Source organism: Leclercia sp. 1548 (assembly GCF_050435045.1).
Taxonomy (GTDB): Bacteria; Pseudomonadota; Gammaproteobacteria; order Enterobacterales; family Enterobacteriaceae; genus Enterobacter; species Enterobacter adecarboxylatus.
The window spans coordinates 610,031-635,985 of the sequence record NZ_JBNDJP010000001.1; the positions used below are offsets into that span (position 1 = coordinate 610,031).

Annotated in this window: 23 protein-coding genes and 2 other RNA genes; 15 read left to right on the plus strand and 10 right to left on the minus strand. The window is 58.0% G+C overall.

Features of this window, described 5'->3' with window-relative positions:
• Positions 1–18: 18 nt before the first annotated feature.
• Positions 19–157, plus strand: a non-coding RNA gene (locus ABIE02_RS03050) — RtT sRNA.
• A 45-nt stretch (positions 158–202) separates the two neighbouring features.
• A non-coding RNA gene (locus ABIE02_RS03055) (RtT sRNA) lies at positions 203–341 on the plus strand.
• Positions 342–698: 357 nt separating this feature from the next.
• Here the strand turns inward: ABIE02_RS03055 and phoH are convergent.
• The 4 genes from phoH to efeU all read right to left on the minus strand — a co-directional run bounded on the left by phoH (position 699) and on the right by efeU (position 5,404).
• Positions 699–1,487 carry a phosphate starvation-inducible protein PhoH gene (gene phoH, locus ABIE02_RS03060; RefSeq protein ID WP_032617494.1) on the minus strand — a complete coding sequence of 263 codons (789 nt, stop codon included), beginning with the start codon at positions 1,485–1,487 and terminating at the stop codon, positions 699–701.
• 499 nt (positions 1,488–1,986) lie between these two features.
• The gene (gene efeB, locus ABIE02_RS03065) at positions 1,987–3,270 is read right to left on the minus strand and encodes an iron uptake transporter deferrochelatase/peroxidase subunit (RefSeq protein WP_336994755.1); all 1,284 of its coding nucleotides are present in this window, start codon (positions 3,268–3,270) and stop codon (positions 1,987–1,989) included.
• 4 nt (positions 3,271–3,274) lie between these two features.
• Positions 3,275–4,402 carry an iron uptake system protein EfeO gene (gene efeO, locus ABIE02_RS03070; RefSeq protein WP_144837479.1) on the minus strand — a complete coding sequence of 376 codons (1,128 nt, stop codon included), beginning with the start codon at positions 4,400–4,402 and terminating at the stop codon, positions 3,275–3,277.
• Positions 4,403–4,570: 168 nt separating this feature from the next.
• Positions 4,571–5,404 carry an iron uptake transporter permease EfeU gene (gene efeU, locus ABIE02_RS03075; protein ID WP_032617491.1) on the minus strand — a complete coding sequence of 278 codons (834 nt, stop codon included), beginning with the start codon at positions 5,402–5,404 and terminating at the stop codon, positions 4,571–4,573.
• A 251-nt stretch (positions 5,405–5,655) separates the two neighbouring features.
• Between efeU and ABIE02_RS03080 the strand changes: the two genes are divergently transcribed.
• Complete coding sequence (locus ABIE02_RS03080; RefSeq protein ID WP_032617490.1) at positions 5,656–6,840, plus strand: NupC/NupG family nucleoside CNT transporter; 1,185 nt, start codon at positions 5,656–5,658, stop codon at positions 6,838–6,840.
• Positions 6,841–7,602: 762 nt separating this feature from the next.
• On the opposite strand, the gene ABIE02_RS03085 is transcribed toward ABIE02_RS03080, so the two are convergent.
• Positions 7,603–8,022 (minus strand): DUF3574 domain-containing protein, encoded by a 420-nt coding sequence (locus ABIE02_RS03085; RefSeq protein WP_200142995.1) that lies wholly within the window; start codon positions 8,020–8,022, stop codon positions 7,603–7,605.
• Between the two features lie 264 nt (positions 8,023–8,286).
• Positions 8,287–9,795 carry a sodium/proline symporter PutP gene (gene putP, locus ABIE02_RS03090; protein WP_059308297.1) on the minus strand — a complete coding sequence of 503 codons (1,509 nt, stop codon included), beginning with the start codon at positions 9,793–9,795 and terminating at the stop codon, positions 8,287–8,289.
• A gap of 420 nt (positions 9,796–10,215) precedes the next feature.
• Here putP and putA point away from each other — a divergent pair, with 420 nt between their 5' ends.
• A complete protein-coding gene (gene putA / locus ABIE02_RS03095; protein WP_144883964.1) occupies positions 10,216–14,178 on the plus strand; it encodes a trifunctional transcriptional regulator/proline dehydrogenase/L-glutamate gamma-semialdehyde dehydrogenase in 3,963 nt (1,320 codons plus the stop codon).
• A gap of 116 nt (positions 14,179–14,294) precedes the next feature.
• Entirely contained in the window at positions 14,295–14,690 is a 396-nt protein-coding gene (locus tag ABIE02_RS03100; RefSeq protein WP_130589041.1) for a lysozyme inhibitor LprI family protein, read from the plus strand.
• Here ABIE02_RS03100 and rutR read toward each other — a convergent pair.
• Positions 14,687–15,325, minus strand: a complete 639-nt coding sequence (gene rutR / locus ABIE02_RS03105) for an HTH-type transcriptional regulator RutR (RefSeq protein WP_032617479.1) — start codon at positions 15,323–15,325, stop codon at positions 14,687–14,689. The two genes, ABIE02_RS03100 and rutR, sit on opposite strands and share 4 nt — an antisense overlap.
• A 289-nt stretch (positions 15,326–15,614) precedes the next feature.
• Here rutR and rutA point away from each other — a divergent pair, with 289 nt between their 5' ends.
• Genes rutA through rutG form a run of 7 tightly spaced genes read left to right on the plus strand, consistent with a single transcriptional unit; the run spans position 15,615 to position 21,053 of the window.
• Positions 15,615–16,706 (plus strand): pyrimidine utilization protein A, encoded by a 1,092-nt coding sequence (gene rutA / locus ABIE02_RS03110; protein ID WP_130589042.1) that lies wholly within the window; start codon positions 15,615–15,617, stop codon positions 16,704–16,706.
• The gene (rutB, locus tag ABIE02_RS03115; RefSeq protein ID WP_059308300.1) at positions 16,706–17,398 is read left to right on the plus strand and encodes a pyrimidine utilization protein B; all 693 of its coding nucleotides are present in this window, start codon (positions 16,706–16,708) and stop codon (positions 17,396–17,398) included. Before rutA ends, rutB begins: the two co-directional genes overlap by 1 nt.
• A gap of 11 nt (positions 17,399–17,409) precedes the next feature.
• On the plus strand, positions 17,410–17,796 hold the full coding sequence (gene rutC / locus ABIE02_RS03120) for a pyrimidine utilization protein C (protein WP_059308301.1): 387 nt from the start codon (positions 17,410–17,412) through the stop codon (positions 17,794–17,796).
• A 7-nt stretch (positions 17,797–17,803) separates the two neighbouring features.
• Positions 17,804–18,616, plus strand: coding sequence for a pyrimidine utilization protein D (gene rutD / locus ABIE02_RS03125; protein ID WP_151583917.1), 813 nt, complete (start codon positions 17,804–17,806; stop codon positions 18,614–18,616).
• A complete protein-coding gene (locus tag ABIE02_RS03130; protein WP_148568938.1) occupies positions 18,613–19,203 on the plus strand; it encodes a malonic semialdehyde reductase in 591 nt (196 codons plus the stop codon). The genes rutD and ABIE02_RS03130 overlap by 4 nt, the downstream gene beginning before the upstream one ends.
• A gap of 9 nt (positions 19,204–19,212) precedes the next feature.
• A complete protein-coding gene (gene rutF / locus ABIE02_RS03135) occupies positions 19,213–19,704 on the plus strand; it encodes an NADH-dependent FMN reductase RutF (RefSeq protein ID WP_336995053.1) in 492 nt (163 codons plus the stop codon).
• A 20-nt stretch (positions 19,705–19,724) separates the two neighbouring features.
• Positions 19,725–21,053: a pyrimidine utilization transport protein G gene (rutG, locus tag ABIE02_RS03140; RefSeq protein WP_059308305.1), complete on the plus strand. Its 1,329-nt coding sequence runs from the start codon at positions 19,725–19,727 to the stop codon at positions 21,051–21,053.
• Here the strand turns inward: rutG and ABIE02_RS03145 are convergent.
• Both ABIE02_RS03145 and ABIE02_RS03150 read right to left on the minus strand, forming a co-directional pair.
• Complete coding sequence (locus tag ABIE02_RS03145; RefSeq protein WP_032617469.1) at positions 21,041–21,964, minus strand: DMT family transporter; 924 nt, start codon at positions 21,962–21,964, stop codon at positions 21,041–21,043. The genes rutG and ABIE02_RS03145 overlap by 13 nt on opposite strands.
• A gap of 141 nt (positions 21,965–22,105) precedes the next feature.
• Positions 22,106–22,282 (minus strand): general stress protein, encoded by a 177-nt coding sequence (locus ABIE02_RS03150; RefSeq protein WP_032617468.1) that lies wholly within the window; start codon positions 22,280–22,282, stop codon positions 22,106–22,108.
• Positions 22,283–22,676: 394 nt separating this feature from the next.
• Between ABIE02_RS03150 and wrbA the strand changes: the two genes are divergently transcribed.
• From wrbA to ABIE02_RS03165, 3 genes are all read left to right on the plus strand, one after another.
• A complete protein-coding gene (gene wrbA, locus ABIE02_RS03155) occupies positions 22,677–23,273 on the plus strand; it encodes an NAD(P)H:quinone oxidoreductase (protein ID WP_032617467.1) in 597 nt (198 codons plus the stop codon).
• 20 nt (positions 23,274–23,293) lie between these two features.
• Entirely contained in the window at positions 23,294–23,521 is a 228-nt protein-coding gene (locus tag ABIE02_RS03160) for a YccJ family protein (RefSeq protein WP_032617466.1), read from the plus strand.
• Positions 23,522–23,894: 373 nt separating this feature from the next.
• Entirely contained in the window at positions 23,895–24,467 is a 573-nt protein-coding gene (locus ABIE02_RS03165) for a DUF1349 domain-containing protein (protein ID WP_336995052.1), read from the plus strand.
• Positions 24,468–24,670: 203 nt separating this feature from the next.
• Here the strand turns inward: ABIE02_RS03165 and agp are convergent, their stop codons facing one another.
• Positions 24,671–25,912 (minus strand): bifunctional glucose-1-phosphatase/inositol phosphatase, encoded by a 1,242-nt coding sequence (gene agp, locus ABIE02_RS03170; protein WP_336995051.1) that lies wholly within the window; start codon positions 25,910–25,912, stop codon positions 24,671–24,673.
• Between the last annotated feature and the right edge of the window lie 43 nt (positions 25,913–25,955).

A 25,955-nucleotide genomic window follows, 5' to 3' on the forward strand; every position in this document is an offset into this window, starting at 1 on the left:
GCGGGCTTTTTTTTCGCATGTAGCACGCCTGCGGGAGGGATGAGAACCCTCGACTGAGGGTTCGACAACGGGCGATAGCCAGTTGGACAGCCTGAGCGCGCAGCGAACAGGCTGCCCGTAGGGCGAGCGCAGCGAGTCAATCCCTCCCTCACCGCCATATTTCAGATGAGAGCTCGTACGAAAGTACGGGCTTTTTTCGTTTATATACTCCCGAAAGGGAGGGATGAGAACCCTCGACCGAGGGTTCGACAACGGGCGACAGCCAGTTGGACAGACCATGAACGCAGTGAGTGGGCTGCCCGCAGGGCGAGCGAAGCGAGTCCATCCCTCCCTCACCGCTATATTTTAGATGAGAGCTCGCATGAAAATGCGGGCTTTGTTTTCGCATGTAGCACGCCTGCGGGAGGAATGAGCTCCCCCGACCGAGGGTTCGACAACGGGCGACAGCCAGTTGGACAGACCGCGAACGCAGTGAACAGGCTACCCGCAGCGAGTCCATCCCTCCCGGAGCCCACTGTCACTCCGTGCGCTCTGGGCCCCTCACCCCCGCCCTGAATGGAGAGGGGGCCGACCGTGCCAATATTTTTGTGGGGATTCTTCAACCCCATCGGAGAAGAAACAAAGCGCAGCGCCATCAGGCATCTGCCCCGCACAAACAACAAAGCCCGGTTTCCCGGGCTTTGCACACAGCAACAGACTCAATAGTAGGCGTTCAGTGTTCGCTGACAGAGCGCCGAACGCACACAGTCATCTTTCGTAAACTGTACTATCCCTACCATCTCATCCTCAACGAAACGTGCCAACGCATCGCTCAGACCCGATTTTACGCCGGCCGGCAGGTCGCACTGGGTGATATCCCCGTTCACGATCACCGTCACGTTTTCCCCGAGGCGCGTCAAAAACATCTTCATTTGCGCAGCAGTTACGTTCTGAGCCTCGTCGAGAATCACAACTGCATTTTCAAATGTACGTCCGCGCATATAGGCGAACGGCGCAATTTCTACCTTGCCAATTTCTGGTCGCAGGCAGTACTGCATAAAAGATGCGCCCAAACGCTTCACCAGCACGTCATAAACGGGCCGGAAATATGGCGCAAATTTCTCCGAAATATCACCGGGCAAGAAGCCGAGATCTTCATCGGCCTGCAATACCGGGCGAGTGACAATGATCTTATCGACGTCTTTATGAATCAGAGCCTCTGCCGCTTTGGCTGCACTTATCCAGGTTTTCCCGCAACCGGCTTCACCGGTGGCGAAAATCAGCGACTTTCTCTCAATAGCATTCAGGTACTGCGCCTGAGCGTCATTGCGTGCAACAATTGGCGCCATATCCCGGCTGTCCCGCGCCATGCCAATTGCTTCAACGCCACTCATCTGCACAAGCGAGGTGACCGACTCTTCTTCACGCTGTTTATGGCTACGTGAATCCCGTCTCAGCACACGTTTTGCTTCACGACGAGCTTTGATCACTGCTTTTTGTCTTCCCATGGATAGCACCTTGAGTTGTTGGTATTCATCACTCGTACCGGCATCGGTACGATTATGCGAACAAACATCTGAGGGTTGGCTTCCTTCTAAGCCATAGCTTGCTTGGTTAAATGACCCAACCGAATCGCTATGCTCACCATTCGGTGGATCGGAAAAATCAGGATTTACTGGGGAGGGGGAGAATTTTTCGGTGAAGAGATCGCTGCCGGAGTGTGAACCTCCGCGCCGGGTGCTGCGTTTGTTGCCTTTACCTTGTCCAGTTGAGGACCCAACCATTCGCGATCTCCAGAGCGATTCATGATCACTGTAAGGTTTACCGCTTTCTTAATGTAAGTACATCAGGATTTAGCATGAATGCAACATTATTTTTACCTGAGTGCAACTTTTAAGATTCACCTGACAGCGTTAGTTAGTCTGCTATGGGAATATTACAGAATTATAACAAGAGTTTAGCGGGACATAAAAATAGGTCCCGCTTATGGGGTAAGCGGGACGGGATTCAGGCTTCGAGCAGCCCCTGCGCAAGCCAGCCGTTTTTATCGCGCACGCCTGGCAGAGCAAAGAAATAGCCCCCGCCAATCGGCTTAACGTACTCCTCCAGCGCTTCGCCGTTCAGGCGCTTCTGCACGGTCAAAAAGCCCTGCTCCAGATCGTGCTGGTAGCAGACAAACAGCAGGCCCATATCCAACTGGCCAGAGTTAGTCACCCCCAGCGAGTAGCTGTATCCCCGGCGCATCATCAGGTTGGACTCGGTCTCCTTTGTGCGTGGGTTAGCGAGGCGGATATGGCTGTCGAGCGCAATGGTCTCGCCATCAGGATCGCTGGCGTAATCCGGCACGTCGTGCTCGTTTTTCATCCCCAACGGCGCGCCGCTGTGTTTGTCGCGGCCAAAAATGGTCTGCTGCTCCTTGAGCGGCGTGCGGTCCCAGAACTCAACGTGGAACTGGATAATGCGCACCGCCTGATAGCTGCCGCCCACCGTCCAGGCTGGTTCACTCTGGTCGGCCGTTACCCACACCACTTTGTCCATCAGGGGCGCATCCTGGCTGTTCGGGTTGGCGGTGCCATCCTTAAAGCCGAGCAGATTCACCGGCGTCTCTTTGCCTTTGCTGCGCGCGGCGTGGTCAGAGATAAATCCTTCCCGCTTCCAGCGTACACTCAGCAGATCCGGGGTGTGTTTAATCAAATCGCGCAGCGCGTGAATCACCGTATCCTGGGTGTTGGCGCAGATCTGGATCAGCAGATCGCCGTGGCACAGGGCCGCATCCAGGGAGTCATTCGGGAAACGCACCATCTTCTGCAACGATTTGGGTTTTTGCGCGGCGAGACCAAAGCGATCGTCAAACAGCGAGGCCCCCAGCGATACCGTCATGGTCAGGTTATCCGGGGCGATATAGGCACCCAGGATCCCCGAATCCATCGGCGGCAGACGCGGGTTCTGCGTATCGGGCGCCGGGCCGCCGGTGGTCAAAAATGCAATGCGCTGCGTCAGAAGGCGGAACAGACGTTCCAGCTCGCTTTTGTCGCTGGCCAGTACATCAAAGGCCACCAGCATCATCGATGCCTGCTGCGGGGTTAAGATCCCCGCCTGATGCTGGCCGTAGAACGGCTGCGTCTCCATCCGCGCATCCGGGGAGAGCGTGCCCGGGGCACTCTGCGGTTTTGCCGCATGCGCCACCGGGCAACCACCCGCCAGGGCAAGAGCGCCGCCAAGCGCCCCTACCCCTTTTAACAACCGACGTCGTGAAGGTTCAGCCACGTCGAACTCGTCATGCTTGTTCATCAACTTAGTCCAGACCCAGTACGCCACGCAGCTGAGCCAGATCTTCCGCCAGAGTGGTGATCGGCCCTTTCAGGGCATTACGGTCAGCATCGGTCAGCTTGTCGTAGGTTTCAAACCCGTCTTTGGTGCGGTATTTCGCCAGAATAGTGGTGACTTTCTTAAAGTTGGCATCCACTTTCGCCAGCAGAGCGCTGTTATCTTTTTGCAGCTGTGGACGCAGCAGGTCAACGATCTTCTGGGCACCTTCGACGTTGGCCTGGAAGTCCCACAGGTCGGTATGGCTGTAGCGATCTTCTTCCCCGCTGATTTTGCTGGCCGCCACTTCTTCAATCAGACCCGCTGCCCCACCCACAACTTTTGACGGCGGGAAGGCCAGCTCGCTGATGCGTTTTTGCAGCTCCAGCACGTCGCTGTTCAACTGCTCCGCGTATTGCTCCATCCCTTTGGTTGAGTCGTCGCCAAACAGCGCTTTCTCCAGGCGGTGGAAACCGGTGAATTTCGGATCGGCGGCTTTCTGCTCGTAGTCATCCTCACGGGCATCGATGCTGCCATCCAGGTCAGAGAACAGCTCGGCGATAGGCTCGATGCGCTCGTAGTGCTGGCGGGTTGGCGCGTACAGCGATTTAGCTTTTTCGATATCGCCTGCTTTCACGGCGTCGGTAAAGGCTTTTGTGCCGGCAACCAGATCCGCGGTCTCTTTGGTCACGTAGGCTTTATAGGCGGTGATGGCATCGCCCAGGCTCAGCAGCGCGTCGCCTTTGGCGGCGTCGGCGGTGGCAGCGCCTTTAACAATCAGCTTGCCTTTCGGGTTGGTCAGCAGGCCGCAGGTCATGTCGTATTCACCCGGCTGCAGGTTGGCAGTCATCTTCTGGCTGAAGCCCGGCGCGATGTTCTCACGCTCTTCCACCACCATGACCCCTTTGAGGATCTCCCACTCCAGCGCTTTCTGGCTGTGGTTCTGGATGATGAACTGGGTTTTACCGCTGTTGACCGTGATGGTCATCGGCTCACACTGTTTATCATTGACGGTAACTTTAACCTGCGGAACATCCGCGGCCTGTGCAGCGAAGGCAGACGCAATCAGCGCTGCCACGCCAGCCTGTAACGCACTGCGACGAAATTGAATTGCCATGACCCTTCCCTTTAACAAGTATGTTGTAACTATACACGTCACCCTGCAAGCTACCTCTGCATTGGCTTCGTTTGCTCACCCCAGTCACTTACCTGAGTAAGCGCCTGGGGTGCCTCAGCCTTGCCGACTGGATGCAACTTGCATGATTTTGTAGACAAAATAAGCACTTCAGGACGCGGTATGCGACGGCTGCGTGCCTGGCCGCGATGGCATAAAGAACAGCGCCAGCGCCGGAATGAGATAGATGAAATAAACAGCCACTTCACTGACGCTCGGCGTTTCCTGATAACCGAAGATCCCTTCCAGCAGGGTGCCGGTCAGCGAATGGGTGGTCAGGACGTTACTGAGATCGAACGCCACATCCTGGAAGTGGTTCCACAGGCCCGCCTCATGGAAGGCGCGGATCGCCCCGGCGGCCAGCCCGGCGGCTACCAGCAGAATAAACAGGCTGGTCCACTTGAAGAAAACGCCGAGGTTAAGACGGATCCCACCCCAGTAGAGCAGGAAACCGAGCACCACCGCGGTTGCCAGACCCAGTACCGCGCCGAGCGGCGGCCAGATCCCGACATCCTGCTGGAAAGCAGCCAGCAGGAAGAAGACCGACTCCAGCCCTTCACGCGCCACGGCGAAGAAGACCATCATGATCAATGCCCAGCCGTGGTGATTGCCCTTTGCGAGGGCGCTATCCACCGCCTGTTCCAGCTGAACCTTAACGTTACGCGACACTTTGCGCATCCAGAACACCATCCAGGTGAGGATCACCACCGCAATGACTGCGACGATGCCTTCAAACAGCTCCTGCTCTTTTTGCGGGAATTCCCCGGTGGTTTCGTTAATCGCAATCCCCAGACCGAGACAGAGGGCGGCCGCCAGGAAGACGCCAATCCACATCACCCCAATCCAGCGACCACGCTGGGTTCGTTTCAGATAGCTGGCGATCAGGCTGACAATAAGGGCCGCTTCGAGGCCTTCACGTAACATAATGAGAAATGGAACAAACATGCCGACACCTTAAATGTTTATCACGGTCAACTGATGCAAAGAAAGGTAAATTCTTGTGATAGTGATTATCATTACGGCAATAAGAAATACAAGCGAAATATGCTGCATTTTGATGACAGGATGTAAACCCATAAGGGAAATATAATCACCACAGTGACTAAAAGGTGAATAAGTTATCACGCAAAAGTTCATTTACGGTTAAAGCAGGCTGTGGCTAAATATGCGCCTCATTAATCTGCTGAAAATCAACTATGTATCAATTCCTGCACTTTCTGCTGGCGCTGGTGGTAATCCTTGCGCTGGCCTGGCTGGTCAGCTTTGACCGCCGTCATGTTCGCATTCGTTATGTCATCCAGCTTATTGTCATTGAAATTGCGCTGGCGTTCTTTTTCCTCCACGCCGAAAGCGGTCTGTTTGTTATTCAATACGTCTCGGGCTTCTTCGAGTCATTACTGAAATATGCCGCCGAAGGAACCAACTTTGTATTTGGCGGGATGGGTGAAAAAGGGCTGGCGTTTATTTTCCTCGGTGTGCTGTGCCCGATTATCTTTATTTCTGCGCTGATCGGTATTCTGCAACACTGGCGTATTCTGCCGGTGATTATCCGCGTCGTCGGCACCCTGCTGTCGAAGGTAAACGGCATGGGCAAACTTGAATCCTTTAACGCCATCAGCTCCCTGACGCTGGGCCAGTCGGAAAACTTCATTGCTTACAAAGGGGTGTTGGGGGATCTCTCCTCACGCCGTCTGTTCACCATGGCCGCTACCGCGATGTCGACCGTCTCACTGTCGATTGTCGGAGCCTATATGACCATGCTTGAGGCAAAATATGTGGTCGCGGCGCTGATCCTGAATATGTTCAGCACCTTTATAATTCTCACGGTGATTAACCCGACCCGCCCGGAAGCGGAGCCGGAAATTAAGCTTGAGAAGATGCATGAGTCTCAGAGCTTCTTTGAGATGCTGGGCGAATATATTCTGGCCGGATTCAAAGTGGCGATGATTATTCTGGCGATGCTGATCGGTTTTATTGCCCTGATCAGCGCCGTTAACGCCCTCTTCTCTACCGTGTTCGGTTTAAGCTTCCAGCAGATTTTAGGCTATGTCTTCTATCCGCTGGCGTGGCTGGTAGGCATTCCGCTGAGCGATGCCCTGCACGCGGGCGGCATTATGGCGACCAAACTGGTGGCGAACGAGTTTGTGGCGATGATCGAGCTGCAAAAAATTGCGGCGCAGATGACCCCGCGCGGGCTGGGCATTCTGTCGGTGTTCCTGGTCTCCTTCGCTAACTTTGCCTCTATCGGCATCGTGGCCGGGGCAATTAAAGGGCTGAATGAGAAACAGGGCAACGTGGTGTCGCGCTTTGGCCTGCGCCTGGTGTACGGTGCCACCCTGGTGAGCCTGTTGTCGGCGAGCTTTGCGGGATTGGTGTTGTAGTTAGTTGCCCGGCGATGTTTGCCGGGCCAATAACGTCAATGCAAAACGGCTACTCGGGTTATTGCCAGCCAGTTAAGCAATTCGATATTTCTAAATGAGTGAAGTGGAAAAGTTCCGTTCACTAAAGCACCTCTGCTTTATGCCCCCTCCGCTGCGGTGAACGTGCCAGGGGGGCTCGCCGCCTCCCCCCTGGCTACCCCGGCTCCCGGCCAGGAAAATCGCCGCTTCGCGGTGCACTCAGCTTATTCCTTCAGGCTTTCGGGTCGGGCACCAGCCTGCATCCCTGCAGGCTATGCCCTCTCGGCGCGTCCCTGCGCCTCGCCCCGGCCTTCCGGAAACGCTTCGTCGATTTTCAGCCGGATTCCCCCCACCCTCACGCTTCTCAGTCGCCTGAAAGGGGCACCGGTGTTGAGTCCCCGCTGAAACCGGCGAACCGGAGACCGGATGACAAGGGCTGGACGCCAGGGATGGCGGCCAGAGGCGAATCGAGACAGGATGTCGAGTTGAGCCGACCGCAGGCAGCCGGTCGGGAGGTGAGCGCAGTGCGAAGCACCGGTTTCATTGCGGGGCCGCGGGGATTGACAAGGGGGGCCCGGCGGCCCCCCTTGTCACGTTCACGGGTTGTGGAATGCCATGTTCTGCTGAACATGAGGTGAACGGAACAATCCGCCGGACTTAACTGGCTGGCATTACAACGCGCATTGCCGTTTTTGAATTAACCCTCTCACTTTGGATGAGGGCAACAGGCCAAACAGCATCACCTCAAAACTGCACGCACACCGGCTGGTCGACGCGCATCACTGACTCCTGAGCAAAGCGCTGCTTATAGATGCCGCGCAACGCCTCGATATTGCTTTCGCTCCGGGCATCTTTGCCGTGGATGAGCATCAGCGCCTTACTCGACTCGCGCGCTACTTTTCCGTCGTTACCCAGCCATTGCCCACGCGCCTCAAACACCGTTAAGCCATCACGAAAACGCGGGGTGACGTCCTGGTCAACAAACTGCTGCCACTCCTGGCCGGTGATCGCCTCCCCTGCCGGACGGTTCAGGCCAAAATAGAGCGTGGTCTGCTGCATCTGGTTATCGGCTTTGCAAGTGTTATCCGCTATGCTGTGCGATGGGGCGTTGCATCCTGCCAACAGTAAAAGCGCACCCGCCATCAGCCCTGTTTTGATTATCATTGTTCGCTATCCTCATTGTTATATGCCCTTCATGCTTCACGCTGCATGTGCGTTGGCTACGCACCGTCACCCCAGTTACTCACTTATATAAGCGCCTGAGGATTCACGTCCTTGCCACCTTCCTGCGACGCGAAGTATTCAGGGGCAACCCACAGCGATATCAACGTAAATCACGGATTTTGGCAAGAAAAAAGCCGGGCATGCCCGGCTTAGATTACGAAGGTAAGGGTTCTCCCTCTCCTTCGTGGAGAGGGAGAAAACACATTATTCCGCCTGTAACTTCGTTGGCGGCGCGGTGTGGTACTGCGCATCCGCTTCCGCAAAGCGTTTCTGCATCGCGGCAGACGGCGCTTTACCCAGCAGGCTGAAGACCACAATCCCGATGCTGGCGAAGATAAAGCCTGGAATGATTTCGTACAGCCCCAGCCACGCGAATTGTTTCCAGACGATAACGGTGACGGCACCAATAATCATCCCCGCCAGCGCACCGTTGCGGGTCATGCGTGACCACATAACCGAGAACAGCACCACCGGACCGAAGGCCGCACCAAAACCTGCCCAGGCGTAGCTTACCAGGCCCAGCACGCGGTTTTCCGGGTTAGCCGCCAGCGCGATGGAGACCAGCGCCACCACCAGCACCATAGTGCGCCCGACCCACACCAGCTCTTTCTGGCTGGCGCTTTTACGCAGGAACGCTTTGTAGAGATCTTCCGTAATGGCACTGGAGCAGACCAGCAGCTGGCAGCTCAGGGTGGACATCACTGCCGCCAGAATTGCAGAGAGCAGAATACCGGCAATCCATGGGTTGAACAGGATCTGCGTCAGCTCGATGAACACGCGCTCGGCGTTCTGGTTCACCGCACCTGCCAGCGATGGGTTGTTGTTGAAGTAGGCAATACCGAAGAAGCCGACCGCACAGGCCCCGCCCAGACAGAGGATCATCCAGGCCATGCTGATACGACGGGCATGAACGATGGTGTGGTGAGAGTCTGCCGCCATAAAGCGCGCCAGGATGTGCGGCTGGCCGAAGTAACCCAGCCCCCAGCCCATCAGCGAGACAATCGCCACAAAGTTCAGGCCTTTCAGCATATCGACGTTTTCGATGCTCTTCTGCTGGATCACCGCCAGAGAATCACCCAGGCCGCCCACGGAGAGGATCACAATCACCGGGGTCAGGATCAGGGCAAAAATCATCAGGCTCGCCTGCACGGTATCGGTCCAGCTAACCGCCAGGAACCCGCCCACGAAGGTGTAGAGGATGGTTGCCGCAGCACCCGCCCACAGCGCGGTCTCATAGCTCATGCCGAAGGTGCTTTCGAACAGACGCGCCCCGGCCACGATGCCGGAGGCACAGTAGATGGTGAAGAACACCAGGATGACCACCGCAGAGATAATACGCAGCACCCGGCTGTTATCTTCGAAACGCCCGGTGAAGTAGTCCGGCAGGGTCAGGGCGTTATTGTTGGCTTCGGTATGCACGCGCAGACGCCCGGCCACCAGTTTCCAGTTAATCCATGCCCCCACGGTCAGACCGATGGCAATCCAGCTTTCAGAGATCCCGGAGATGAAGATAGCGCCCGGCAGCCCCATCAGCAGCCAGCCGCTCATATCCGATGCGCCCGCCGAGAGCGCGGTGACGACCGGCCCCAGGCTACGCCCACCCAGAATATAATCGTCAAAGTTTTTGGTAGAACGCCATGCAAGGAACCCTATCAGGATCATGCCAAAAATATAGATAAGAAATGTCACCAGCATCGGTGTGCTAATTGCCATTTAAATACTCCGCAAAAATGTTCGACAGCCTTCCCGGCAGTCTTTATTCCACCCCCGGAACGAGGGGGTGATGATGTGTGTTTGTGTTGGCCGCGCGTATCCTGCCGTATGCGCTGCTCTGACACAAATGATTTAACACTGCATTTACATCAATTTCATCCCCGGTTTCACAGCAGATTGCTGGAGGTTGCACTCGCTCACGTTTTTCGCGGTTGCACCTGCAAAAAGTGTTAAGCGCCGCATGAAACCAGGGTTGAAAATGAAAATCCACATCTTTTTTGCGGTTAACCATGCCGTAACAATCCATTCATTTTCCAGCTTGCAAACCGGGTCACATTTAACGAGGTTGCACAAAGTTGCAACATAGTGGATATTTCACGTTAACTACACTAGCGCTACTGAATCACAGGAGTTTTTGGCATGGGCATGACCACCATGGGGGTTAAGCTGGATGACGCGACCCGCGAACGGATTAAATCGGCAGCCACGCGAATTGACCGCACGCCACACTGGTTAATTAAGCAGGCCATCTTTAATTATCTGGAAAAGCTGGAGAGCGACGACGCCCTGCCAGAGCTGCCTGCCCTGTTGGCCGGTGCCGCTAATGAGGGCGACGAGCACGCCGAGGCCGTCGAAGAGATCCACCAGCCGTTCCTCGAATTTGCCGAGCAGATCCTGCCTCAGTCGGTGAGCCGCGCGGCCATTACCGCCGCCTACCGCCGTGCCGAGACCGATGCCGTCCCGATGCTGCTGGAGCAGGCGCGCCTGCCGGAGCCGATTGCCACCCAGGCCCATAACCTGGCGTATCAGCTGGCCGAAAAACTGCGCAGCCAGAAAACCGCCACCGGCCGTGCCGGAATGGTGCAGAGCCTGCTGCAGGAGTTTTCCCTCTCCTCCCAGGAGGGCGTGGCCCTGATGTGTCTGGCGGAAGCGCTGCTGCGCATCCCGGACAAAGCCACCCGCGACGCGCTAATCCGCGACAAAATCAGCAACGGCAACTGGCATTCACACATTGGCCGCAGCCCATCGCTGTTCGTTAACGCCGCCACCTGGGGTCTGCTGTTCACTGGCCGTCTGGTCTCCACCCATAACGAAGCCAGCCTTTCACGCTCCCTGAACCGCATTATCGGCAAGAGCGGCGAACCGCTGATCCGTAAAGGCGTGGACATGGCGATGCGTCTGATGGGCGAGCAGTTCGTTACTGGCGAAACCATCGCCGAAGCGCTGGCCAACGCCCGCAAGCTGGAAGATAAAGGCTTCCGCTACTCCTATGACATGCTGGGCGAAGCGGCGCTGACCGCTGCCGACGCGCAGGCCTATCTGGTCTCTTACCAGCAGGCGATCCACGCCATTGGTAAAGCCTCGAATGGCCGCGGCATTTATGAAGGCCCGGGGATCTCCATTAAGCTCTCCGCCCTGCACCCGCGTTACAGCCGCGCCCAGTACGACCGCGTGATGGATGAGCTTTACCCGCGCCTGAAGTCCCTGACCCTGCTGGCACGCCAGTATGACATCGGGATCAACATCGACGCCGAAGAGGCCGACCGTCTGGAGATCTCCCTCGATCTGCTGGAAAAACTGTGCTTCGAGCCAGAGCTGGCAGGCTGGAACGGGATTGGCTTCGTGATCCAGGCCTACCAGAAACGCTGTCCGTTCGTGATTGATTACCTGATCGACCTCGCCACCCGCAGCCGTCGCCGCCTGATGATCCGTCTGGTGAAGGGCGCCTACTGGGACAGCGAGATCAAGCGCGCCCAGATGGAAGGCCTGGAGGGCTATCCGGTCTATACCCGCAAGGTCTACACCGACGTCTCTTATCTTGCCTGTGCCAAAAAGCTGCTCGGCGTGCCGAACCTGATTTACCCGCAGTTCGCTACCCACAACGCCCACACCCTGGCGGCCATTTATCAACTCGCCGGTCAGAACTACTATCCGGGCCAGTACGAGTTCCAGTGCCTGCACGGCATGGGTGAACCGCTGTACGAGCAGGTCACCGGTAAGGTTGCGGATGGCAAACTGAACCGTCCGTGCCGGATTTATGCCCCTGTGGGCACCCATGAAACCCTGCTGGCGTATCTGGTGCGTCGTCTGCTGGAAAACGGGGCCAACACCTCCTTTGTTAACCGCATCGCCGATGCCACTCTGCCGCTGGACGAGCTGGTGGCGGATCCGGTGCTGGCGGTGGAAAAAATGGCCGCTCAGGAAGGTCAGGTGGGTCTGCCGCATCCGAAGATTGCCCTGCCGCGCGAGCTGTACGGTGCAGGCCGTATCAACTCCTCCGGTCTGGACCTGGCGAACGAACACCGTCTGGCCTCGCTCTCTTCGTCGCTGCTCAACAGCGCCCTGCAGAAATGGCAGGCCAAACCGATCCTTGAGCAGCCAGTGAGCAACGGCGAAATGCAGCCGGTGGTCAACCCGGCCGAGCCGAAAGACATTGTCGGTTTCGCCCGCGAAGCCACCGAGCAGGAAGTGGATCTGGCCCTCGACAGCGCGGTGAACAACGCGCCAATCTGGTTCGCCACGCCGCCGCAGGAGCGTGCCGCGATCCTGGAGCGCGCTGCGGTGCTGATGGAAGATCAGATGCAACAGCTGATTGGTATTCTGGTGCGCGAAGCCGGTAAAACCTTCAGCAACGCGATCGCCGAAGTGCGCGAGGCGGTTGACTTCCTGCACTACTATGCCGGTCAGGTCCGTGACGACTTTGACAACGAAACCCATCGCCCGCTGGGGCCGGTAGTCTGTATCAGCCCGTGGAACTTCCCGCTGGCCATCTTCACCGGTCAGATTGCTGCCGCGCTTGCCGCCGGTAACAGCGTGCTGGCGAAACCGGCCGAGCAAACCCCGCTGATTGCCGCCCAGGGGATCAACATCCTGCTGGAAGCGGGCGTACCGGCAGGCGTGGTGCAACTGCTGCCAGGCCGCGGCGAGACCGTGGGCGCGAAGCTCACCGCCGACAACCGTGTGCGCGGCGTGATGTTCACCGGCTCCACCGAAGTGGCCTCCCTGCTGCAACGCAACATCGCCACCCGTCTGGATGCCCAGGGCCGTCCGACCCCGCTGATTGCGGAAACCGGCGGCATGAACGCGATGATCGTGGACTCCTCTGCCCTCACCGAGCAGGTGGTGGTGGACGTGGTCGCCTCGGCCTTCGACAGCGCCGGACAGCGCTGCTCTGCCCTGCGTGTGCTGTGCCTGCAGGATGACATTGCTGACCACACCCTGAAGATGCTGCGTGGCGCGATGGGCGAATGCCGGATGGGCAACCCAGGCCGTCTGACCACCGATATCGGCCCGGTAATTGATGCCGAAGCCAAAGCGAATATTGAGAATCACATTCAGGCGATGCGCGCCAAAGGCCGTCCGGTATTCCAGGCGGTGCGTGAGAACAGCGAAGACGCCCGCGAATGGACCAGCGGCACCTTCGTGGCGCCAACCCTGATCGAGCTGGCCAGCTTCGACGAACTGAAAAAAGAGGTCTTTGGCCCGGTGCTGCACGTGGTGCGTTACAACCGTAACAACCTCGATCAGCTGATTGAGCAGATTAACGCCTCCGGTTATGGCCTGACGCTGGGCGTGCATACCCGTATCGACGAAACCATCGCCCAGGTGACCGGCAGCGCGAAAGTCGGCAACCTGTACGTGAACCGCAATATGGTTGGCGCGGTCGTCGGCGTGCAGCCGTTTGGCGGCGAAGGGCTGTCGGGCACCGGTCCGAAAGCCGGTGGTCCAATGTACCTGTACCGCCTGCTGGCGAACCGTCCGGCGAATGCCCTCGGCGTGACCCTGGCGCGTCAGGATGCACAACTTCCGGTGGACGCCCAGGTGAAAGCGGTGCTGACTCAGCCGCTGGAAGCCCTGGCCACCTGGGCAGAAAAACGTCCTGAACTGCGGGCGCTGTGCCAGCAGTATGGCGAGCTGGCCCAGGCGGGTACGCAGCGTGTGCTGCCTGGTCCGACCGGCGAGCGTAACACCTGGACCCTGATGCCACGCGAGCGCGTGCTCTGTGTGGCGGATAACGAGCAGGATGCGCTGATCCAGCTGGCAGCCGCACTGGCGACCGGATGTGAAGTGCTGTGGCCGGAAGATGGCCTGCACCGCGACCTGGCGAAACAGCTGCCGAAGGCAGTAACCGCGCGCATTCACTTTGCGAAAGCGGATGTGCTGACCAGCCAGCCGTTTGATGCGGTGATCTATCACGGCGATTCCGACCAGCTGCGCGAGCTGTGCGAACAGGTTGCGGCCCGTAGCGGCGCGATTGTGTCGGTGCAGGGCTTCGCCCGCGGCGAGGACAATCTGCAGCTGGAGCGTCTGTACGTGGAGCGCTCCCTGAGCGTGAACACCGCTGCCGCAGGGGGTAATGCCAGTCTGATGACCATCGGCTAAACGTGCAATCTTTCCCCGGTGGCGCTACGCTTACCGGGGCTACAGATAGCGTGACAATGTGGTTTTCACCGGCCGGATAAGCGTAGCGCATCCGGCTTTTTTACACGGAGAGAAACATGAAAAGAGCTTTTATTGCCGGAGCAGCGTTACTGCTGAGCGCCAGCGCGCTGGCGGATGAGTGCGGTAACGCCAGCACCCAGGTTGAGATGAACACCTGCACCGCGCAACAGTATCAGGCGGCGGATAAAACCCTGAACCAGACGTATCAGGCCGTTATGAAGCGCGCCGCGACACCCCAGCGCGATCTGCTGAAAAAAGCCCAGCAGGCGTGGATCGCCCTGCGCGATGCCGACTGCGCCCTTATCGGTTCGGGTACCGCAGGCGGCTCCGTGCAGCCGATGATCATTAACCAGTGTATGACGGAGAAAACCAACGAACGGGACGCTTTCCTGGCCTCGCTGATGCAGTGTGAAGAGGGCGATTTAAGCTGCCCGCTTCCGCCGTCCAGTTAACGCACCCGGATCCCTTCGATAATCATCCGCTGCACGTTATCCACGGTGCTGTGGAAGAAGTCATCATCCTTGAGCGACTTGCCGGTCACCGCCTCCACCTGGGCGGAAAAGTCGGCGTAGTGCTGGGTGGCGGCCCAGATCATAAAGATCAGATGGTGCGGATCCACCGGGGCCAGTTTGCCAGTGTCCACCCAACCGGCAATGATCGCCGACTTCTCATCTACCAGCGATTTCATGTCCCCGCTCAGCACCGTTTTCAGCAGCGGTGCCCCCTGCAACATCTCCAGACAGAACAGCCGCGAGGCCTGCGGATAGTCGCGGGAGACCTCCAGCTTGAGGCGGATATACTGCTGGATCGCCACCAGTGGGGTCAGCTCTTCGCGGAACGCCTTCAGCGGCGCCAGCCAGATATCGAGGATCTGTTGCAGCACGGCCACGTACAGCGCCTCTTTTGAGGGGAAGTAGTAAAGCAGATTGGTTTTCGACACCCCCGCCAGCTCGGCTACCTGCTCCAGGCGCGTGCCGTGAATGCCAAACTGCGAAAAGGTCTCCAGCGCCGCCGAGAGAATGGCCTGTTTTTTCGCGCTCACTGCCTGGGAACGTTTACCGCCCGTTTTCACTGCGCCTTGTACCATTGGCTCACTCCTTGTTGATCTGCACCCAGCATAGCAAAAACCCCTGAGTTACCACGACAATCTGCACCGCTACCGCGCACGACTGCCTGCTTTGTGTGCAACTATTTTGACCAGACAGTCCACTTTTATCGCCTGCTTTTCCTCAACCAATCATTAACACATTAATAACATTAGTAATTTCAAACCTGGCATCCGCTTTGCAAAACAGGCTTACGCGGCTGAACAGGAGATGCAGGATGCAGCGCCACGTCTGACTTTCACCCCATGTTGAGATGAAGAGAGGTTAGTGATGAAAATTGGCGTATTCGTTCCCATTGGCAATAACGGCTGGCTTATCTCCACCCACGCGCCGCAGTACATGCCGACCTTCGAGCTGAACAAAGCCATTGTGCAAAAAGCGGAGCACTACCACTTCGATTTTGCCCTGTCGATGATCAAGCTGCGCGGCTTCGGCGGCAAAACCGAATTCTGGGATCACAACCTGGAGTCCTTCACGCTGATGGCCGGGCTGGCGGCAGTCACCTCCCGCATCCAGATCTACGCCACCGCCGCCACGCTCACCCTGCCCCCGGCGATTGTCGCGCGGATGGCCTCCACCATCGACACCATCTCCGGCGGCCGCTTTGGCGTCAACCTCGTTACCGGCTGGCAAAAACCGGAGTACGAGCAGATGGGACTCTGGCCGGGCGATGAGTATTTCTCGAAGCGCTACGACTATCTCACCGAGTATGTTCAGGTCCTGCGCGATCTGTGGGGCACCGGCAAAAGCGACTTTAAAGGTGAGTTCTTCACCATGAACGACTGCCGCGTCAGCCCGCAGCCCTCGGTGCCCATGAAGGTGATCTGCGCCGGGCAGAGCGATGCGGGGATGGAGTTCTCGGCAAACTATGCCGACTTCAACTTCTGCTTTGGCAAAGGGGTCAATACGCCGACGGCCTTCGCCCCCACCGCGGCCCGCATGAAACAGGCCGCTGAAAAAACCGGGCGCGATGTCGGCTCCTATGTGCTGTTTATGGTGATAGCCGATGAAACCGACGAAGCGGCGCGGGCGAAGTGGGAGCATTACAAAGCCGGGGCCGACGACGAAGCCCTGAGCTGGCTCAGCGAACAGAGCCAGAAAGATACCCGCTCCGGGGCAGACACCAACGTGCGGCAGATGGCAGACCCGACCTCCGCAGTAAATATCAATATGGGCACCCTGGTCGGCTCTTATGCCAGCGTGGCGCGGATGCTCGATGAAGTGGCGAGCGTACCCGGTGCCGAAGGTGTGTTGCTCACCTTTGATGATTTCCTGGCCGGAATTGAAACCTTTGGCGAGCGCATCCAGCCGCTGATGACGTGCCGATCGCATCTTCCCGCTATCACCAGGGAGGTCGCGTAATGACGATCCTGCCCGCACGCCCGGAAGCTATCACCTTCGATCCCGCCCAGAGCGCGTTGATCGTGGTGGATATGCAGAACGCCTACGCCAGCCCTGGCGGCTACCTTGACCTCGCCGGGTTTGACGTCTCCGCCACCCGGCCAGTAATCGACAATATTCGCACCGCGGTGGCTGCGGCTCGCCAGGCCGGGATCCAGATCATCTGGTTCCAGAACGGCTGGGATGAAGAGTACGTGGAGGCAGGCGGCCCCGGCTCGCCCAACTTCCACAAATCCAACGCCCTGAAAACCATGCGCCAGCGCCCGGAATTGCAGGGCAAGCTGTTGGCGAAAGGCGGCTGGGACTACCAGCTGGTGAACGAGTTGGTGCCGCAGCCGGGGGATATCGTGCTGCCGAAACCGCGCTACAGCGGCTTCTTTAATACCCCGCTGGACAGCCTGCTGCGCAGCCGGGGGATCCGCCATCTGATCTTCACCGGCATAGCCACCAACGTGTGCGTGGAATCGACCCTGCGCGACGGCTTCTTTCTTGAATATTTCGGGGTGGTGCTGGAAGACGCCACCCACCAGGCAGGCCCGGCGTTTGCCCAGCAGGCCGCGCTGTTTAACATCGAAACCTTTTTCGGATGGGTCAGCGACGTCGCCACCTTCTGCGACGCCCTTACACCATCCACCTATGCCCGTATCGCCTGAGGAGTGAGCCAATGCCAAAATCTGTGATTATCCCGCCAGGCACCAGTACGCCGATCGCCCCCTTCGTGCCAGGTACGCTGGCAGATGGCGTGGTCTACGTCTCGGGCACCCTGCCGTTCGACGCCCACAACAACGTGGTGTTTCCCGATGACCCAAAGGCGCAAACCCGCCACGTGCTACAGACTATCCAGCGCGTTATCGAAACGGCGGGCGGGACGATGGCGGACGTGACCTTCAACAGCATCTTTATTACCGACTGGAAAAACTACGCCGCGATTAACGAAATCTATGCCGAGTTTTTCCCTGGCGATAAACCGGCGCGGTTCTGCATTCAGTGCGGGCTGGTCAAACCCGAGGCGCTGGTGGAGATCGCCACCATTGCCCACATCGGTCAGTGAGGTTGCCATGAACCTTTCAATTTCACCCCCGCCCTTTGCGGGCGCGCCGGTGGTGGTGTTAAGCGCCGGGCTGGGCGGCAGCGGCAGCTACTGGCTGCCCCAGTTGGCCGATCTGGAGCAGGATTACCAGGTGGTCTGCTATGACCAGCGTGGCACCGGCAACAATCCCGGCGAGCTGCCGGAGGACTACAGCCTGGCGCAGATGGCCGATGAGCTGTGGCAGGCGCTCAGCACCGCCGGGATCGGGCGCTTTTCGGTGGTCGGCCATGCGCTGGGGGCGCTGATCGGCCTGCAGCTGGCGTTGGATCGTCCTGGCGCGATCGACGCGCTGGTGTGCGTCAACGGCTGGCTGACGCTGCATCCCCATACCCGGCGCTGTTTTCAGGTGCGCGAGCGGTTGCTGCATGCCGGTGGCGCGCAGGCGTGGGTAGAAGCCCAGCCACTGTTTCTCTATCCCGCCGACTGGATGGCCGCCCGTCAGCCGCGCATGGAGGCCGAAGAGGCGCTGGCGCTGGCCCATTTTCAGGGTAAAGCCACCCTGCTGCGCAGACTGAACGCTCTCAAGCGGGCCGATTTCAGCCGCCTGGCGACAGAGATCCGCTGTCCGGTGTTAACGATCTGCTCTGCCGACGATCTGCTGGTGCCAGCCGTCTGTTCATCCCAGCTCCACGCCGCCCTGCCCGACAGCACCCTCACGGTGATGCCCCGGGGCGGCCACGCCTGCAACGTTACCGAGCCGGAGGTTTTCAACGCCCTGCTACAAAACGGGCTTGCCAGTCTGCTGCATCGCCATGAACGTTTATCGAAGGAGTTGCCATGAGTGAAGCCATCACCCCAACCGCGCAGCATGCGCTGTTTACCGAAGCGCGGACCCATAACGGCTGGCTGGACCGCGCGGTCAGCGACGAGACGCTGCGTGAAATATACGAGCTGATGAAGTGGGGGCCGACCTCAGCCAACTGCTCTCCGGCGCGGATGGTGTTTATCCGCACCCCGGAAGGCAAAGAGAAACTGCGTCCGGCTCTATCCAGCGGCAACCTGCAAAAAACTCTCACCGCCCCGGTGACGGCCATCGTTGCCTGGGACAGCCAGTTTTACGATCGGCTGCCAGAGCTGTTTCCCCATGGCGACGCCCGGAGCTGGTTCACCGCCAGCCCGCAGCTTGCCGAGGAGACCGCCTTTCGCAACAGCACCCTGCAAGCCGCGTATCTGATTGTCGCCTGCCGGGCACTCGGGCTGGATACCGGGCCGCTGTCCGGCTTCGACCGGGAGACGGTGGATGCCGCCTTCTTTACCGGCAGCAACCTGAAAAGCAATCTGCTAATCAACATCGGTTACGGCGATACAAGCAAACTTTACGGCCGCCTGCCCCGCCTGAGCTTTGATGACGCTTGCGGGCTGGTATAAGGAGCAACCATGAACATTGATAAACAAGTCTTTCGTGATGCCATGGCCTGCCTCGGGGCGGCGGTGAATATTATTACCACCGACGGCCCGGCCGGACAGGCGGGCTTTACCGCCAGCGCGGTGTGCAGCGTCACCGATTCGCCGCCGACGCTGCTGGTGTGCCTCAATCGCGGTGCTTCGGTGTGGCCAGTTTTTAACGACAACCGCACCCTGTGCGTTAACACCCTGAGTGCCGGGCAGGAATCGCTCTCCAATCTGTTTGGTGGCAAGACCCCGATGGCAGAACGCTTCGCCGCCGCCCGGTGGCAGACCGGGGACACCGGCTGCCCGCGGCTGGACGACGCGCTGGCCTCGTTCGACTGCCGCATTAGCCAGGTGGTGAGCGTCGGCACGCACGACATTATGTTTTGCGAGATCGTTGCTATAACCCGCCACCCGGTGCCTCAGGGCCTGGTGTGGTTTGACCGCGGCTACCACGCCCTGATGCGACCCGCCTGTTAACCCTCCTTAAGGAGCAGCTGATGGCACTATTCGGTTTTCCTCACTGGCAGTTGAAATCGACCTCTTCAGACCGCGGCGTGGTCGCGCCGGATGAACGCCTCCCGCTGGCGCAGACCGCGGTGATGGGTGTCCAGCATGCTGTGGCGATGTTTGGCGCCACGGTGCTGATGCCCATTCTGATGGGGCTGGATCCCAATCTGTCGATACTGATGTCGGGGATCGGCACGCTGCTGTTCTTTGTCATCACCGGCGGACGGGTGCCAAGCTATCTCGGCTCCAGCGCGGCCTTTGTCGGGGTGGTGATCGCCGCCACCGGCTTTAGCGGGCAAGGGATTAACCCGCAACTGAGCGTGGCGCTGGGCGGGATTATCGCCTGCGGGGCGATCTACACCGTCATTGGCCTGGTGGTGATGAAGCTCGGTACCCGCTGGATAGAACGGCTGATGCCGCCGGTGGTCACCGGGGCAGTGGTAATGGCGATTGGCCTGAACCTCGCCCCCATCGCCGTGAAAGGGGTGTCCGGCTCGGCGTTCGACAGCTGGATGGCGGTGGTCACGGTGCTGTGCATTGGCCTGGTGGCGGTGTTTACCCGGGGGATGATCCAGCGGCTGCTGATCCTTGTGGGGCTGATCCTCGCCTGCCTGATCTACGCCCTGCTCACCAGCGTACTGGGGTTTGGCAAACCGGTCGATTTCGCCCTTGTGCAGCAGGCGGCGTGGTTTGGCCTGCCGCAGCTGACCTCACCCACCTTTAACGGCCAGGCGATGATGCTGATCGCCCCAGTGGCGGTAATTCTGGTGGCAGAGAACCTCGGCCACCTGAAGGCAGTAGCCGGAATGACCGGGCGCAATATGGACCCGTGGATGGGGCGGGCCTTTGTCGGCGACGGGCTGGCGACCATGCTCTCCGGCTCGGTGGGCGGCAGCGGCGTGACCACCTATGCCGAGAATATCGGCGTGATGGCGGTGACCAAGGTCTACTCGACGCTGGTGTTCGTGGCGGCGGCGGTAATCGCCATCCTGCTGGGCTTTTCACCCAAATTTGGCGCGCTGATCCACACCATTCCGGCAGCGGTAATTGGCGGGGCGTCAATCGTAGTGTTTGGCCTGATTGCGGTGGCCGGGGCGCGGATCTGGGTGCAGAACCGGGTCGATCTCAGTCAGAACGGCAACCTGATTATGGTCGCCGTGACCCTGGTTCTGGGCGCCGGTGATTTTGCTCTCTCCCTGGGCGGCTTTACCCTGGGCGGGATCGGCACCGCCACCTTTGGCGCGATTGCGCTTAACGCCCTGCTCAGCCGCCGGATGGCGGCAGTTCCGCAGGGCGAAGCCGTGACTCAGGAACCTTGATCCAGCGTGGCGCTGTCGGCCTCCGCCAGCGCCTTTTTCTTTCTTTTAAGCTTCAGCTCGCTCACCAGCACGCCCGCGATAATAAAGGCTGCTCCCACCAGGGCGAGTAACGGCAGGCGCTCCCCGGCCAGACGGCCAAAAATCCCTGCCCACACCGGCTCCCCGGTGTAGATCACCGTCGCCCGGGTTGGCGAGACGCTGCGCTGCGCCCAGTTCATGGTGACCTGAATAATGGCGCTGAAAATCCCCAGCCCGAGGGCCACAATCACCAGGCCTGACGAGAGCGGCGGCACGGACTCTCCCGCCGGGAGCATCGACAGAAACGCCACCAGCGAGGCGGTAGCCAACTGCACAACGGTGACGCGCTTGACGTCCACCTTTCCGGCCCAGGCACTGATCAAAATAATCTCAGCGGCAATCGCCACCGCACCTACCAGGGTAATCATCTCCCCCGGCCCGAGCGCCAGCAGGTTATCGTCTGGCCCCGCCAGCAGGATCAGGCCGATAAAGGCCAGCACGATGCCGATGCAGGACATCACACCCGGCATGCGGCGCAGGCACAGCCACTGCAAAAGCGGCACCAGCGGGACATACATGGCGGTGATAAAGGCTGATTTACTGCTGGGGATCGACTGCAGCCCCCAGGTTTGCAGACTGTAGCCCATTGCAATGGAGACGCCGATCGCCAGCCCGGCTTTCAGTTCGGTCATGGTCAGGCCAGGCAGCGTTTTCAGGGAGATGATCGCTACCGCGATAGCCGCCGTGGCGAAGCGCAGGCCAACAAAAAAGAAGGGATCGCTGAGCGTAACGGCGTACTGCACGGCAAGAAAAGTCCCACCCCAGAACATGGTGATAAGGATCAGGATCGCTTCCTGCGGTTTGATCGAAAAGGCATAACGGGAGGAGGACATGAGGCACCAGCACAATGAGTCAATCCGCTAGTGTGAAAGGAATTTGATAACACTTCAATAACAGACATAAAAAAACCGCCGGGAGGCCCGGCGGCGGGGGGTGCCAGGGGTCATGAGACCCATACTTCAGACGGCTGCAACTTAACTGCTTTTGTTGCCGCCATGGCTATTTTTGCCCCCTTTTTTGCCAGCTTCGGATGCGCGTTGAGGATCGTTTTTGAAGTTCCCCCCGCTTTGCTGGCCACCTTTACGTCCTGCTTCTGATGCTCTTTCACGGTCTTCTGCAAAATTACCTGACCCACCACGATGGTTTGCCATGTCGGACCTCCAGAGTTATAAAACATAAGACTTAATACTGTATTCAGTGAAAGCGAATTCTTTCACCTGATGGCGCTAAAAAAGTGTCTTTAACTGCGCCACGTGAACCTAAGCTTAGTGGAGTATGGGTATTCAGCCAGCTAACCGTAATATTCTGCAATATGAAATCAGCCTTTCGTATGACGTTCGCTAAAACGAAACCATAAGCCGTTCTTATCATTCTAAAAATCCACAATACCGAAAATGTTTCATTTTGCTACGTAAAAGAGGCCTCCCTGTTTTATGTTTGAAATCAAATAAATGCCCTCAAAATTTGCAGTCTCGCCGTCACGTCATATCTTTAAAAGAGCGCAGCATGCCGCTGCCTTCAAAATCATGCGAGGAGTGAAGCGAAATGACGAAAATTCTGGTGCTCTACTATTCCATGTACGGACACATCGAGACCATGGCTCATGCAGTGGCGGACGGCGCCAGGAAAGTCGAGGGAGTGGAGGTGGTGATCAAACGCGTACCGGAAACCATGCCGGCAGACGCTTTTGCCAAAGCCGGAGGCAAAGCGCAGGATGCGCCGGAAGCATCACCGCAGGAGCTGGGCGATTACGACGCCATTATTTTTGGCACCCCGACGCGCTTTGGCAATATGTCCGGGCAGATGCGTACTTTCCTCGACCAGACCGGTGGCCTGTGGGCCAAAAATGCGTTACACGGCAAGATCGCCAGCGTATTTAGCTCTACCGGCACCGGCGGCGGTCAGGAGCAGACCATCACGTCGACCTGGACGACCCTGGCTCATCACGGGATGGTGATCGTGCCCATCGGCTACGGCACGCCGGAGCTGTTTGATATTTCACAGGTCCGCGGCGGCACGCCATACGGTGCCACGACCATTGCCGGGGGTGACGGCTCACGCCAGCCGTCGGAAGCAGAACTGAACATTGCCCGCTATCAGGGTGAATACGTTGCCGGTCTGGCTGCTAAACTGAAAGGTTAATACTCAACAGGAGGTTCACTATGCCAACTCAAGAAGCTAAAGCACATCGCGTCGGAGAATTTGCGCGTTTACGTAATACGTCACCAGAGATCGCCGAGGCGATTTTTGAAGTCGCAAACTATGACGAAAAACTGGCCGAGAAAATCTGGGAAGAAGGCAGTGATGAAGTGCTGGTGATCGCCTTCGACAAAACCGACAAAGACTCGCTGTTCTGGGGCGAGCAGACCATTGAGCGTAAAAACGTTTGATACCAACGCGAACGACTAACGCCTGATGGCGCCAGGCTTATCGGGCCTACAGAATCCGTTCAGAGTTGGGATTCGGTAGGTCGGATAAGCAAAGCGCCACCCGACACGTTACCCCCCCTCTTTGGGTGTGTAGTGCATCCATTTTAGTGGACTCTCTGAATGGGGAGTCCTCTACTCTGATGTACAAATACCCTCGAAGAGGATCTACACGGAAGGCTTTTTCTGAACGTTACATCCGCTTAATTTTACGTCCGTAAACTCAAGGACATCGACGATCTGAAGGTCGTTATGAATGATGACGTTTGGTATTAGGGGTGCTTAGGTTTCTACTGATGTGTTTGTGAAGTCAGCCATAACCCATTCTGGAGCTGTTATGTTTACATCGTTTGCCTGGATAAATGAGCCTGCAAAGTGGCAGTGCCAGAATGACACTCTACAGGTCACCACCGATGATAAAACTGATTTCTGGCGCAAAACCTGGTACGGGTTTGAACGCTTTACCGGTCATGTCTTTGCCACTGAGGTTGAGGGCGATTTTACTTTCCAGCTCAAGATCTGCGCAGACTTTACCACGCTGTACGATCAGGCCGGACTGATGATGATAGGTAATGAACAGCACTGGCTAAAAGCGGGTATTGAATATAACGATGGCGCGCCCGCTATTGGCAGCGTGCTGACACTCGGCCATTCCGACTGGGCTACAGGAATGTTTCCCGGCGATGCGCGAGCGTTCTGGCTGAGGCTCACGCGTAAAGGAGACAGCCTGAGACTGCAGTATTCAACAGAGGGACAGACGTGGCCTTTAATACGCCTGAGCTATTTTCCGCCGGGGCCGGTCAGGATCGGTACAATGTGTTGTACGCCAGAACGGGCTGGGCTTGATGTCGTGTTTCAGGACATCCTTTTAACGCCGCCGCTGAATAAGGCACTGCATGATTTGAGCTAATGTCACAAGACCAGCAATAAAAGGCGATTACGTCGCCTGTCTGCTTCTCTATAAAGATGCCCTCAGGCTATTGATGAAAACATCAAGGTGTATTAATCAAAGCGTTAACAGGAAAAAAAGAGCCCATCTATTCCATGGACTCTTTCTCATATGCCTCGGTTAATCTGCCCCACTTTTAGGGTCAGTACAGAGAGGCGATAAACTTATTTCGCCGCCGTATTCAGCACCGTATTAAACGTCTCTATCGGACAGAAGCCATCCGCATCCACCGGGCAGCCGTTCAGTGCCAGAGTGACACGCTGCGCCGGGGCTTTTAACGACAGGACCTGGGCATTACGTAGCTGCTCCGTACTCTGATAAATATACTCAATTTTCATCAAATCCCGGTTGCCGGTCTTATCGTGCCAGCGCTGGAAAACGATCTTGCCGCCAATCGGCGTGCGCTCGTACTGACCGGGCAGTTGATAAGGCTTGAAATCGAGGGCTTTCAGCAGCGAGGCGATGTTCGAGTCATGCCCCACCAACAGCGTGATTTTCGGTGCCTTCGCCTGGTCGGTGACCAGCACGTTATCAATGTATTTCACCAGCGGTTTCGCCACGTTCCGCGCCACCTCCGCCGAGGTGAACAGCGAGTCCTGATAACCATTTTTCAGCTGAGACAGCACCCGCCACTGCTGGTCGGTTTTGATCTCGCCCCACGCCACCTGATCCAGCGGGAAGCCTTCGTAGTATTGCAGGGTAAAGGCATCCACCAGCGAGTTACCCACCTTCAGCGGGCCGGAGACGCCAGGCTCTTTCTGGTATTCGGCGCTGTAAGTGTCTTTCGCCCCGGTCAGGGAACAGACCTGTTTCTCTTTGCAGGAAGGCGAATCCTTGTAGTCGGTCATCTGCTCCAACAGGCTGTAGCTCTCGTCGAGCTTCATCCCCTGGCGCTCGTTGTTCATCGCCTGCAGCGCTTTCTCGCGGAATTCCGGGGAGTTATCGGTAATAACCGGGTTAAAGGTCGGATCCATGGTGCCCATTTGTTCCTGATGGTGCACCGGCACATCGCAGCCCGGGAAGGCCCCGGTAATGAAGAACTGCGCGGTCGCCACCGTGCGTTGCAGGCTGTTGGCGTAGGCATAAACGCTGTTCGCCGTCGGGCACTCCCCGGCGGTTACCACGCCCTCCTCTGCCAGCCACTCGCGCATGTAGTGGCCCATATAGACCTCCAGCACCCCGCCTTTGGTGGTGAGCTGCCCGCCAGGCACATCCCACTCCGGCCATTTTTCCGGGGTTGACTGCTCCAGCACGCTGCCGTTATTGGCCAGCGGCGCACGCAGGTTATGGCGGCTCATAATCAGAACCTGTTGCAGCTGATACCCTTCCGGCACGGTTTGCGCCTGGACGCCGCCCGACAGACCGATGCTGCATGTCACGGCGACAGCGATTAGTGCTTTTCTCATCCCTAATTCCTCACTCTGATTTATTGTCGTAAACAGTGTGACA